Genomic DNA, 12,876 nt, shown 5'->3' on the forward strand with positions numbered 1-12,876 from the left:
AAAACACAGCATCCAGTCACTATCTATTGGAGTGCTACCTGTCCTTGCACACACCCACACAACCACACCAACCAAACCAACAACAAATGATCAGTCAACCTGGTTAGGTCATGTGAACAAAAAATTCACGTAAAAAATATATTAGTCAGACACGCTATTAAGCATCCAAACACCACACCCACACCCCACAACCAGCCACCCGAATAAACACAAGTAACCAGTACGGAGAGAATCATTCACGCTCAAGAAGAGCAACCCCGTTAGCCTACCACCATGGCCCGATTCTTTCAAACCCGGCAGCCTGTGGACTAGAACATAATCACGAGGATTCCCTGCCACCTTGAGGCGTTTCCGGCTCTCGGCGACGGATAACAAGCTTACAAGCCCACCCCGCTAGACGCAAATCAAACCAAAGAGACACCCACCACACCCAGCCCAAACACCCAGAAAACCAGAGAAAACCGCGCTCGAACACATGAAAAATACACCTCAACAACCCAGCCGGAGGCTCCCAGACGGCTCCTCGACCACTTCTACACCGCACCTAGACCACCGCAGCACACACCCACACATCCCCCACGCATCGCCTAGCCAAGCTCCGAGCCGCGGCAATAAGGCGCGCGGGCGAGAAGCTGCGGCGTCGTCGATAATAGAGAAGTGAGTGCACGAAAAGTTCCGGCCACTGCCGGTACCCCTCAGCAACGCGACCCGAAGCGTCCGTCCCCCAATTCCAATACAAACCATCCGGACGGAGGAACCGCGCTCCGGCCCGGCACACAGCTCGGCTTGCTCGTCACCCTAGTTATTGCCGTCCTGTCCTATCAGCTCAACACCACGATGGTGACTCCCGCGCTCCCCGATATCGGGCGAAGTTTTGCGGTGAGCGAGGGGACGCTCGCGCTGGTGTCGAGCCTATTCTTCCTGGCCGGTGCGGTCGCCGGAATTCTGCTGACCCGGTGGAGTGATTTCCTCGGGCGCGCGCGAATGTTGCTGGCGATCCTCGTGATCCTGCTGGTGGGCACACTGGTGTGCGCGTTCGCCCCGAACTTCCCCATTTTCGTGACCGGGCGGGTCCTGCAAGGCGTCTCGGGAGCGGTTTTCCAGCTCGCGTATATGATTCTGAGCGAATCGGTTTCTCCCGCGCTGCTCGGCACCATGCTGGGTATTATCAGCGCCGCGAACGGCGGCGTGGGCGGCCTGGACGGCTGGCTCGGCGGGATCCTCACGGACCGCTTCGGCTTCCAGGCGATTTTCTTCGTTATCGCCGCACTCACCGCGGTCGCGATTTTCCTGACGGCTCGGGCGCTTCCCGCGCAGGATCGTTCAGTCACAACCGGAAAGATGGATTGGTGGGGTGGCGGGTTGCTCTCGCTCAGCCTGATTTTCCTGACCTACTACGTCAATATCGGTGGCACCCGCGGGTGGTTCGCCCCGGCCAGCCTCGCATTTTTCGGGGCGGCCGTGCTATTTTTCTGCGCTTTTTGCGTGGCGGAACGCCGAGTTGCCTCGCCGCTTTTCGCTTTGCGCCATCTGGCATCGCGCCATTGCTGGCCGCTTATTGCCACAACGCTGCTGTCTCTCGCCTCGGTTTTCGCGGTTATCAATTTTACGGTCGCGCTTTTCGCCCAGAATTCCGAGGCAGGCTACGGGCTTGAGGCCGGCCGTGCCGCGCTCCTCTACCTCACTCCGCCCGCGCTTATTGGCCTGGCCGCCGCACCGCTATCCGGATGGCTGGCAGGGAAAATCGGCTGGCTCACCGTGCTGCGCACCGGACTCGCCGTTTCCCTGTGCGCGATTGGCGGCATCTGGCTTTTCCTTGAGCACCGCTGGGTTGTTTTCGCCCTTATCGCGCTTCTTGGAATTACCTATAACGGCATGATTCTCACAACAGTCAACGGCCTGGGCGTGATCCTGGCCCCGCCCGAGGCGCCCGGTTCACTCCCCGGCCTCAACGGCGCGGCTTTCGGCGTGGGTGCGAGCCTGGGTATCGGCCTGGTTGCGCCCCTGGTTGGCACCTGGGGCGGCTACCGCGGGGCGCTAGCGCTTTCCGCGAGTATTGCCGGGGCGGCTTTGTTATGCGCATGCGTCCTGAAGATGCGCACGGATTCCTAACGACGACGCTACCCGGCCACCGCGCACCCGGCCATATAACGGACCCGGATAGCAACACACGGCGTGCTCACACACAACGCTCACGCAGGAAGGTGCCCTGACGTGAACGTGGCCGGCACCCGAGCCAGGCACCGGCCACGTTCGCCGCTTGAGCACATGAATGAGCTAAGCGAATACCTCAGCCCTTAGAGCAGCGAGGCGTAGATCGCGCGGATTTCTTCCTTGGTGGCCTTGCGGGGGTTGCCCGGGGTGCACACGTCGTTGAAAGCATCCTCGGCCAGGGCATCGAGACCGGATTCGTCCACGCCCACCGCGGAGATCGTGGTGGGATTACCCAGGTCCTCAACCAGCTGCTTGACCGCATCCACAGCGTAGGTACGCGCTTCTTCTAGCGCGACGTCGTACGAATCCTTCATGCCGAAGGCATGCGCAATATCGCGGTACTTTTCACCGGTGTACTCCGCATTGAACTTCATAACGGCCGGCAGCAGGATACCGTTGGCCACACCGTGCGGCGCGTCGTAACGCCCACCGAGCGGGTGCGCCATGCCGTGCACCAGGCCCAGGCCCACATTGGAGTAGCCCATGCCCGCGATGTAGGAGGCGTATCCCATTTGCTCAACGGCGTCGGTATCGCCATCGGCAGCCTTGCGCAGGTTCTTCGCGATCATCTGGATGGCCTTGAGGTGGACCGCGTCCGAAAGCTCCCAGGCACCCGGCGTGATGTAGCCTTCGATGGCGTGGGTCAGGGCATCGAGCCCGGTCGCAACCTTGAGGGAGCGGGGCATGCCGTCCATGAGATCCGGATCCACAATGGCGAGCACCGGAATATCGTGTTCGTCCACGCACACAAACTTGCGATGCTTCTCCGTATCGGTAATCACGTAGTTAATGGTGGTTTCCGAAGCGGTACCGGCGGTGGTGGGAATACCAATAATCGGCACGGAGGGGTTCTTGGTGTCGGCTACGCCCTCGAGGGAGAGAACGTCGGAAAATTCGGGGTTCGCACCGATAATGCCGATGGCCTTCGCGGTGTCCTGCGGGGAACCGCCACCCAAGCCGATGAGCACATCCGCACCGGAATCCTTGAGCGCCTGCACGCCGGCCTTCACGTTTTCGACGGGCGGGTTCGGAACGACGTCGTCGAAAATCTCGTAAGCAAAATCGGCCTCATCCAGACGCTTCGTGACTAGGTCCACGGTCCCGGCCTGGCGCACACCCTTGTCGGTGATGATGAGGACTTTCTTGAAGCCGCGGCGATGCAGCTCGGGGACCAGCTGGTCGAGCGCACCGCGCCCGAAGTACGAGGTTTGGTTGAGGATCATGCGATTAACCATGACAACTCCTTATGTCGAATATTCGTAGCAACTGCGCCACTTTCCTGACATGGAACATTGTTCCATTTTTTTGACCCCCGCACTATGACGTAAGGCCCGACATGGATTGATCGCCGGGGCCGTGGCGATATTTTCCCGCCTAATCCGCGAGCTGCCGGGCCGGGAAGGCTTTACTCTCCCCGGCTTTCATTTTAGACTGGCCGTGTCAGAATCCCAACTATTAACATTCCATCCCACTAAATGGGATTGAATGTGTTGCGGTGGAGATGCGCGCGGCACGTTATCGCGTACGTGAAACGGCCGCACGGTATCGCGTACGGAACGACTGCTTGCGGTCGCGCACGCGGAACGACGGCGCAGCTACCCCGCAACACCCTCTCAACAATCACATAGCAATCGCACATAGACGCAAAGGAGCATCTCATGTCATTACCAACAATCAAGCACGTGCGCGCCTTCTTCATGGGCGGCGCCACCGCCAAGAACAAAGGCCAGGGCGGCGGTGACTATCACGACCAGGGCGGCGGGCACTGGATCGATGACCATATCGCTACCCCGATGTCCAAGTACAAGGAGTACGAACAATCACGCCAGTCCTTCGGCATTAATGTGCTCGGCACCCTCGTGGTGGAAGTGGAAGCCAGCGACGGCACCACCGGCTTCGCGATCTCCACGGCCGGCGAAATCGGCTGTTTCATCGTGGAAAACCACCTCAGCCGCTTCATCGAAGGCAAGCGGGTGGACGATATCAAGCTCATCCACGACCAGATGATCAACTCCACTCACTACTACTCCGGTGGTGGCGGCGTTGTTATGAACACCATTTCTTGCGTGGACCTGGCCCTCTGGGATCTATTCGGGAAGGTGCTCGGCCAGCCCGTCTACTCGCTACTCGGCGGCGCGGTTCGCGATGAAATCAAGTTCTATGCCACCGGCTCGCGCCCGGATCTGGCCAAGGAGATGGGTTTCATCGGCGGAAAGATGCCCACCCAGTGGGGCCCGCACGATGGTGACGCCGGCATTCGCCGCGAGGTGGAACGCATCAAGGATATGCGCGAGAAGGTGGGCCCGGACTTCTGGCTCATGTGGGATTGCTGGATGAGCCAGGATGTCAATTACGCGGTCAAACTCGCCCACGCCTGCGCTCCCTATAACCTCAAGTGGATCGAGGAATCCTTCCCCGCCGCACAGTATGACAATTACGCCGAACTCAAGCGCCAGGTCCCGGCCGGGGTGATGGTCTCCACCGGTGAGCACCACGGTAACCTCGCGGCCTTCCGTACGCTTTCCGAAACCGGCATTGACATTATGCAGCCGGACGTGGGCTGGTGCGGCGGCATCACCACCCTCCTTGAGATCGCGGCCATTGCCAAATCTCGCGGCCAGCTGGTGGTCCCGCACGGTTCCTCCGTGTACTCGCACCACGCGGTTATCACCTTCACGAATACGCCGTTCAGCGAATTCCTTATGACCAGCCCGAAGGCGGATACCATCCGCCCGCAATTCGACCCGATCCTCCTGGGTGAACCAGTCCCCGAAAACGGCCGTATTTCCAAGGAAACTCTGACGAAGCCCGGATTCGGCGTCGAACTTAATCGCGATATCGCGCTGGAACGCCCCTATACGCACTAGAGCGCTCGCGTTCCGGGTAGATACGCATCCACGCATACCGAAAAGGAGAAAATATGACAGCCTCTTCGCCATCTCCAGGATCGCCCGCGGCTAAGTCCGGCACTTCCGGCACCGCGGCCTCCGGCACACGCTCCGGGGCACCCGGCGCCTCCGCAGCCCGCGAAGAAACCCTGAATATCGCAGTTCGCAAGGCGCGCCGTCGCCTTGTCCCTTTCATGATGCTGCTGTACGTCCTCGCCTTCCTGGACCGTTCCAATATCGGATACGCCCAGCAGGAATACATGCTGGACACCGGCATCGGTGAAGCCACCTTCGCACTGGGCGCGGGGATCTTCTTCGTGCTCTACGCTTTCCTCGGCGCCCCCGCGAATCTCATGATGCGCAAAATCGGGGCGCAGAAATGGATCGGTTCCATCGCGGTGGCCTGGGGCCTGGTATCCGCCTGCATGGCCTTCGCCGATACCCCGGCGAAATTCCTCACCATTCGCCTGCTTCTGGGCGTGGTGGAGGCCGGCTTCTTCCCCGGCATGATCTACCTCTCTTCCATCTTCTTCCCCGCCAAACCGCGCGCTTACGTGATGGGACTCTTCTATCTGGGAGCGCCCCTCGCGCTGGCGCTCGGCTCGCCGCTATCCGGTGCGCTGTTGCAGATGCACGGCTTCCTCGGTTTCCCGGGGTGGTTCTGGATGTTCCTCATCGAGGGCCTGCTCGCCGCGGTTGTTGGGTGCCTCGCCTTCTTCTATTTCGACGACGGACCGCGCTCTGCCAAGTTCCTGACTCCGGAAGAGCGAATCGTCCTGGCCGAAGCGGTGGAAGGTGAAGATTCAGGTTCCGGGGTGAAGTCCACCCTCAAGGATGCCTTCACGAACGCTCGGGTATGGACGCTTGCCATGGCCTACTTCGCCATCCAGGTGGCGGTGTACGGCGTCGTCTTCTATATCCCCACGCAGGTGGCGCGCCTGCTGGGCGAATCGGTGGGCTTCAAGGTGTCCCTCGTCGTCGCCATTCCGTGGGTGGTTTCCCTTATCGGGACGTGGTGGTTCTCCAAGAATGCCACCACCCCGGATCGGCAGCGGATCTGGTCGGCCGGGCTGCTGCTGGCCGCTGGCTTGTCCCTCGGGCTTTCGGCACATGCCTCCCCGATTCTTGCCATTGCGGCACTGTGTATCGTCGCCACCGGCGTGATCGCCTGCCAGCCGCTCTTCTGGACAATGCCGACGAATCTGCTTGCCGGGGCCGCCCTGGCCGCGGGTATTGGTTTCATCAATACCTGGGGTGCTGTTGGTGGTTTTGTGGCACCGAATCTGAGAGTATGGTTCAACGAAATCTTTGATACCCACCAGTCGAGCGTGGCGGGACTCTGGGCGGTTGCAGCGGTGGCAATCCTCGGTTCCTTCATTATCGTCGCTCTCAAGAATCGAAAGGACGTTGGTATTGAAAGCGACGTTGCCTAAAAACCAGTTCAAAGCAGAGTTTGCGGCCTCCCCGCAGCGGGCGCGCCGTGGAATCTGGATGACCATGGCTTCGGCTACCTCGGCGGAAATTTGCGCCGGTTCGGGTGCTGATTGGCTGTTATTCGACGGCGAACACGCACCCTATACAGTGGCCTCCCTGCTGGATCAGCTCCGGGCTGCTTCCGGGTATCCCATGCCCCTGATTGTGCGTCCGGTGGAAACCACCCCGGCACATATTAAACAGGTGCTGGATCTGGGAGCGCAGAACCTGCTGCTACCTATGGTAGATACCCCGGAGCAGGCCCGCGCGGCCATGCGGGCGGTGCGTTACGCACCCCGCGGGATCCGCGGGGTAGGGGCATCGGTGGCGCGTGCCGGGAATTGGGGCCGTTACACCTCCTATATGGAGGAGGCCGAAGCGGAACTTTTCGTGCTGCTGCAAATCGAATCCCGGGAGGCGCTCTCCCACCTCGATGAGCTGCTTGAGGTGGAGGGACCGGACGGCTTTTTCATCGGGCCCGCCGACCTGGGCGCTTCACTGGGTAATCCCCCCGCGGAGGAATTGCACGCTATCGTGTGCGATGCGCTGGCAAAAATCCGAGCGGCCGGGCTGGTGGCCGGTTCCCTCGCCTTCGATGATGCGGTAGCCGAACAGTATATTGCCGCGGGCGCGAATTTCATCGCGACCACGGCGGATTCCACTCTGCTGGTGGAGGCACTCGCCGCGAAATTCCCGGAGCGGTAATTAGCCCGCGTACCCGCGTAGCTCATTACCTCTCCGCTCCTCTCCGGTACCAGGTTCCCAACTATTGGGAACCTGGTACCGTTTGTATATGACATCCGACGATATCCCTGGCACGCAGACACTTCGCCATGGCCTCCTTGTTCTTCGTGCCGTCGCCACAGGGGCTCGGAATCTCACCGAGGTCACCGCGGCAACCGGCCTGAGCCGTTCGAAAGTGCATCGGCTTCTCCAGGCTCTGCGCCAGGAACGTTTCCTGCGCACCGATGAAACCGGAACTTATTTCCTGGGGGCTTCCCTTATTGAGCTGGGTTTTCAGGCCCTCGATGATATTTCTTTGGTCGGTATTGCCTCCCCGTTGCTCTCCCAGCTTTCCGAGGACACCCTCGACACCGTTCACCTGGGTACCGAGCTGGAAGGCGAGGCCCTCTACCTGCTCAAATTCCCCGGGCATCGCGGTATTGAGGTGCGTTCCCAAGTGGGCACTCGCCGCCCGATTACCCGCACCGGGTTGGGCCGGTCACTGATTCTTGATAGCCCCGAACGCTGGGAGAATCTCTATCTGGCCGATCGCGAGCGGATGCGGGATACTCCCCCGCCGGAAACCCTGGAGGAATTCACCGCCGCGATGGAAAAATACTCCCGCAATGGCTATTCGGAAGACTGGGAAATCAGCGAGCCGGGGATTCGTTGCGTTGCTGCACCTATCCGCAATGCCTCCGGGAATATTGCCGCGTCGATTAGCGTCTCCAGCGCGGTTATTTATATGGGGAAGGCGCGGATGCGGGAATTGGCGGCGGCGGTCACGGCAACCGCCGCGGAGATTTCCCGCCAGATCGGTTACGGCGCGGTATAGCTGGGAATTACGGTGCGTGACGTTTAAGTACGACGACGCCGCGTCCCCGCGGCGCGCGGGCGCGCCGCGGCGCCGTCGTACTATCTGGTGCGAAGCTATTCCACATCGAGCGGGACTCGGCGGCGCGGAGCCGGGAAAGCGCTGTCCAGGCGCGCCAGCTGCTCGGCGCTCAACTCGATCCGCGCGGCCTCCAAGTTTTCCCGCATATGCGGGCGCTTGCCGGTGCGCGGAATCGCGATGACCTCACCCTGCGCCAGCACCCAGGCGAGCAGCACCTGGAAGGGGCTTGTACCTAGTTCGCGGGCGACCTCGGTGACGGCAGGATTGGTGACCAAGCCATTGCGCAGGGTTCCGGCCTGGGCGAGTGGGCAGTAGGCGATGAGCGCCGCGCCGCGCCGTTCCATGAGGCCGCGCAATTCCACCTCAATCCCGCGCGAGCCGAGGTGGTAGAGCACTTCGTTAGCCTGGCAGTTTGTGCCGCCGGGCACCGCGGCAAGGTCTTGCATATCTTCGACGTCGAAATTGGAGACGCCCCAGCTGCGGATTTTCCCGCTGCCGCGCAGGCGCTCGAGTTCCGCCACGGTTTCCGCCAGCGGGGTGCCGCCGCGCCAGTGGTAGAGGTACATATCCACGTAGTCGGTTCCGAGGCGCGCCAGGCTGGCATCCAGCGCGGCCTCCATGCGGTGGCGCGAGGCGTTGGAGGGCAGCACTTTGGTGATGAGGTAGAGCGATTCGCGCGAGAAGGGCGTGATTGCTTCGCCCACGAGTTCTTCGGAGCGCCCGCTTCCGTACATTTCCGCGGTGTCGATGAGCCGCGCACCGCCTTCGATTCCGCAGCGCAGCGCCGCGATTTCTTCCTGCCTGCTCGCCGGGTTATCGCCTAGGAACCAGGTGCCCAGCCCGAGAGCCGGCACGGTATCGCCATTGGCCAAGGTGATGTTGCGCATGGATATCGTTCCTCTCGTGGTTGTTCTACACTCCAGCGTGCCACGAGGCAGCCCGAGCCGCAAAATGTACCTCAGGAACATTAAAGCCGCGAAAAATTGTCAGCCACGTACACTTTGCATATGCGTCGAGTGAGGGGATAGCCATGGTTCGTGTATCGCCGGATCCGGATTGGACGCCGGTGCCTTTCCGCCAGTCATGGAGTGGGCACCTCATCGTCGGCACCATTACTGCGACAGGCATCGTGATTACGCTGGCGCTGAGCCGGTTGTTTCTCCCTCATCAGGCGAATTTTTTCGCTCTGCTTCTCATTGTGGTGCTGAGCACCGTAGCTGTTGAATTCCTTTCAACGCACATCGACCGTTGGCATCAACGCCGCTGGCGCCATCCGAGTCCTGGGGGATGGCTTGCCCCGCTGTGCCGGATTGTATTTTTTGCGGGGGTCTTTTTTCTTGTCACGCTAGTGCTGACGCTGAACTCCCGGCAGGCACTCATCTGCGCTGGTGCGGCTACCGCGGTCGTGCTTATCGAAGTGATTGGGCTACGGGAGTGGAAATCCGGCTTGACCGTAGCGGAGGAGAGAGAAGCCACCCTGAAAGCAAAGAAAGCGCTTGAGGAAATAGCGATAGAAGCGCGTATCGAGCGGCGGGAGCAAGCTCGCCGCAAGGAAGCGGAGCGCCGCAAGCGGCTCGGTTTACCGGAGGATACCAGTCCGATTATTACGGTAAAGCCGGGTGGCTTCGAATTCAGGCCGCACCGCGTGAACTTTATTCCGCCGCGCGCCGAGCCCGACGCCGCGGAGCGGCCTGATAGTCACTCTGATAAGTGCGCGCAGGAGGGGTGGGATTAGCGAAGCGATGCGCGGGGCCTTGTTCCGCTGTGTGGGCGGAGCTGGCCGCTGAGCTATGGGAGGCGCGGTGCGCAGGGTTCGGCACGGATGTGGCGGCCGCAGCGGAGGTATGCGCGGCGCGGCGGCCGCGGATTTCCTGCCAAATATTGCGGCTGCGTGCGGCGCTTTCGGTACCCGGCTGGGCAGCCCGGCTCCCCCGCCGCCGCGGGCGCTCGGCAGCAGCTGCCGGCGCTTCGGGTGTTTCTGCTGGCGACTCGGCTTCTGCGGCGGATTCCATCTCGACAGCTTCACTCGCTTCCGCTACCGCCTCCGGCTGAGCTTCCGCCTCGGGATGATCACCCGCTTCAGCCGCCACATCCAAAACCGGCACCCCGGCGGCTGGCCCGAGCGCGGTGGCGCGCTGGAGGCGGACTTCATCCACAGAGAGCAAAATCCCAGCGGCCCGCTCCAGGATGGTTACCTGCCAAACTTGCACCCCCGCTCCGGCCAGAGCCCGCACGGCATCAGTAATATCCGGATCGATAGCACAAGCGAAGATACTCAAGCGCGGGGCCGGTTCCGGGATGGGCGGATTGACGGCGGTGAACTCCTGCCAGGCGGTAGAAAAATCATGAGGCCCGCCCGGGAAAAGCCGGGTAATTTCCCGCCGATCCAAAGTGGCGTGCTGGGCGGAACGGGCGAGGGCCGCGAGGAGCGCTGCGCCGTCGAGAACATCAATAATATCGACGCTAATAATGTTCCCGGTGGCATCCAAGGCGACCAAAGAAGCGGTGCCACGCTCCCCTTCCGGGCGCGTCCACGCTACTTGGAAGGCCGGGAAATCGAGAAACTCCGCAATCTGGGCGCGCAGCGCTTCGGCAACGGAGGCGCGGGTTCCTTCCGGAAGATCAGCGGGAGGCGCCGCGCGATGAAATTGCCCGCCACGTAATGAGAAAACGCCCACGAGATACCATCTCCGATACTGCTTACCGCACCAACCTGCCTATCCAAGCCTATCCTAGGCGAGGTACCTGAGAATTGACTGCACCGCGCTTTATTGCACGACGGCGCCCGCGGCTCCGGATGCTTGCGTTGCCGTGCCCGAACGGCCCCGGTGGCCCGGTACCGCTAAGCCATCAGATGCTAAGCGGCCGGGCGGAAACCAGCTCCGTGAAGAGCTCGGTTCCCGCCCGGCCGCTGTGCAGTGCTAGCCGTGCTTAGCTAACGTTTGCGTGCCTGACTAACGTCCACGCAACTACGCGCAATACGCAAGCGCTACGCCGTCGCGCCGGCTCCGCCTGACTTGGCTCATCTTAGTCAGGTTTTGGCAGTGACTCGATAAGCACGGCCACGTCCGCCGGCGGCGGGGTGTGAGCATGAACGACCTGCCCGCCTACCTCCAGCGTGAACGAGCGGTACTTCTTCAACGTCCGCACCAACCGTTTCAACGACACACCCGTAGACTGCTCAAGAACATGCCCGCACGCCATCGCCACCATCACAATCGTTAAATGCGCCTGGATCGAGTCTTCTTTACAGTGAAAGATCGGACGCGCCCGTAAATCCGACTTCGCCATCCGGAAAGCCTTCTCAATACGGAATAACTGGTGATAAAACCCGATCACCGCACCAGCATCCAAATCCAACCGATTCGTCTCGTACCCCTTAATCCCAGCCAACGCAAGATGCTTATCAGCTAATGCCTGGTTCACGCGCTTATCCGGGGCACGCAAGTCAACATACCGGTTACGCTTGACCGGTATTTTCCCGTCCACCGCACGCCTGGCCTTGTCTAACTGTTCTTCCACACCCCGCCGCGTGCGCCGAGCCCGATCCTTGGAATACTGATAATAAACAACCGACTCGACCACACCCACGCCCTGCCCAGCCACCCTCTTAGCATGGTTTTCTTGGCGCCAGACTTGACTATCAACATAGTCTTTACCCGGATTCTCTTCACGCCACTTTGCGATAGGAGCAGGAATATCACGTTCTTTCGTGCCCAGAATATAGCCCAGACCAGCCCCGATAATCTCTTGCTTGTTAGAAGCTGAGAACATCCCCGCATCAGCCACAACCGTGATATCGGTAAGCTGGTAGGCACGCCTGAGGCGTTCAATCATGGGTAGCATCGTGTGGGTCTCTGCCCGGTTTCCTTCAAACCCACCAATCGCCAACGGCAACCCGCATGCGTCGGTGAGCATCCCGACCGTGATTTGCGGGTCGATACGGCGTTCTTTGGAATACCCCGGCTTGCGTAACTCGTCTTCTTTATCCGTCTCGAAATGCAAGGTTGTTACGTCGTAAAGGACGAGAACGCCTGGCCCGATACCCGCATGCCTTGCTAGCGTGGCCGTGATTCTGTCACGGAATTCTTCTTCCGCGTAACGGGGCAGGTGGCGTTTAATCGTGGAATACGAAGCCGAGCGCACCCCGACCTCGGCGAGAGTTTCGATGGAATCAAACTTGGAGCCCGGGTGAATAATCCTGGCGGCCACCAGATCGTAGAACACCGGGTCATGATTGGTTGGCGGGCCTAGGCCTAGGAAATCAAAAGCCCCACGGAGCGCGTCGAGGAGATAACCGGCACGCTCGCTAGCCACGGGCAAGGGATTATCCACCGAACCACTAGCCAAGCGCGAGGCCGCTTTCTCAACGGCCGTCTCCAGGTCTAAAGAGAGCTGGTCCCCGTCGATGAGACGCTGGGCCTGGGCTTTTAAGAGCGCGAGGTCGCCGGGCGTGTGGGCTGAACCAATGTGCTCGAGTACGGGCTTATTATCCACGTAACGCCACACGACTTGTACCGCGGTAGCGCCCGAGGCGGTAGGAACGGTACGGATCCGGGGTAGTGGCATACTCCCTAGCCTACCGCCCCCACCTTCCCGTCCTTTAGTCAGGAATTTCGCGTTACCACGAGATAAAACCCCAGGCCACAACGTCAATATGAATCACATCACGCCAAAATGAGC

Annotated in this window: 10 protein-coding genes; 6 read left to right on the top strand and 4 right to left on the bottom strand. The window is 60.8% G+C overall.

Features of this window, described 5'->3' with window-relative positions; genetic code table 11:
* Positions 1-657: 657 nt before the first annotated feature.
* Entirely contained in the window at positions 658-2,112 is a 1,455-nt protein-coding gene (locus tag ACRQEC_RS07175; RefSeq protein ID WP_284890328.1) for an MFS transporter, read from the top strand.
* 185 nt (positions 2,113-2,297) lie between these two features.
* On the opposite strand, the gene fucO is transcribed toward ACRQEC_RS07175, so the two are convergent.
* Positions 2,298-3,449 (bottom strand): lactaldehyde reductase, encoded by a 1,152-nt coding sequence (gene fucO, locus ACRQEC_RS07180; protein WP_394533078.1) that lies wholly within the window; start codon positions 3,447-3,449, stop codon positions 2,298-2,300.
* 423 nt (positions 3,450-3,872) lie between these two features.
* Between fucO and rhmD the strand changes: the two genes are divergently transcribed.
* The 4 genes from rhmD to ACRQEC_RS07200 all read left to right on the top strand — a co-directional run bounded on the left by rhmD (position 3,873) and on the right by ACRQEC_RS07200 (position 8,133).
* On the top strand, positions 3,873-5,081 hold the full coding sequence (rhmD, locus tag ACRQEC_RS07185; protein WP_016442323.1) for an L-rhamnonate dehydratase: 1,209 nt from the start codon (positions 3,873-3,875) through the stop codon (positions 5,079-5,081).
* A gap of 53 nt (positions 5,082-5,134) precedes the next feature.
* Positions 5,135-6,535, top strand: coding sequence for an MFS transporter (locus ACRQEC_RS07190; RefSeq protein ID WP_394533077.1), 1,401 nt, complete (start codon positions 5,135-5,137; stop codon positions 6,533-6,535).
* Positions 6,528-7,280: an HpcH/HpaI aldolase family protein gene (locus ACRQEC_RS07195; RefSeq protein WP_196800232.1), complete on the top strand. Its 753-nt coding sequence runs from the start codon at positions 6,528-6,530 to the stop codon at positions 7,278-7,280. The genes ACRQEC_RS07190 and ACRQEC_RS07195 overlap by 8 nt, the downstream gene beginning before the upstream one ends.
* 88 nt (positions 7,281-7,368) lie before the next feature.
* Entirely contained in the window at positions 7,369-8,133 is a 765-nt protein-coding gene (locus ACRQEC_RS07200; protein WP_274736139.1) for an IclR family transcriptional regulator, read from the top strand.
* A gap of 95 nt (positions 8,134-8,228) precedes the next feature.
* Here the strand turns inward: ACRQEC_RS07200 and ACRQEC_RS07205 are convergent, their stop codons facing one another.
* The gene (locus ACRQEC_RS07205; RefSeq protein WP_394533076.1) at positions 8,229-9,080 is read right to left on the bottom strand and encodes an aldo/keto reductase; all 852 of its coding nucleotides are present in this window, start codon (positions 9,078-9,080) and stop codon (positions 8,229-8,231) included.
* A gap of 143 nt (positions 9,081-9,223) precedes the next feature.
* On the opposite strand from ACRQEC_RS07205, the gene ACRQEC_RS07210 reads away from it, so the two are divergent.
* Positions 9,224-9,928 carry a hypothetical protein gene (locus tag ACRQEC_RS07210; protein ID WP_435730266.1) on the top strand — a complete coding sequence of 235 codons (705 nt, stop codon included), beginning with the start codon at positions 9,224-9,226 and terminating at the stop codon, positions 9,926-9,928.
* Here the strand turns inward: ACRQEC_RS07210 and ACRQEC_RS07215 are convergent.
* Complete coding sequence (locus tag ACRQEC_RS07215; RefSeq protein WP_394533074.1) at positions 9,846-10,871, bottom strand: hypothetical protein; 1,026 nt, start codon at positions 10,869-10,871, stop codon at positions 9,846-9,848. The two genes, ACRQEC_RS07210 and ACRQEC_RS07215, sit on opposite strands and share 83 nt — an antisense overlap.
* Before the next feature lie 349 nt (positions 10,872-11,220).
* Positions 11,221-12,762, bottom strand: coding sequence for an IS1634 family transposase (locus tag ACRQEC_RS07220; protein WP_435732200.1), 1,542 nt, complete (start codon positions 12,760-12,762; stop codon positions 11,221-11,223).
* Positions 12,763-12,876: the final 114 nt, after the last annotated feature.

The organism is Actinotignum saccati (assembly GCF_051265055.1).
GTDB lineage: Bacteria > Actinomycetota > Actinomycetes > Actinomycetales > Actinomycetaceae > Actinotignum.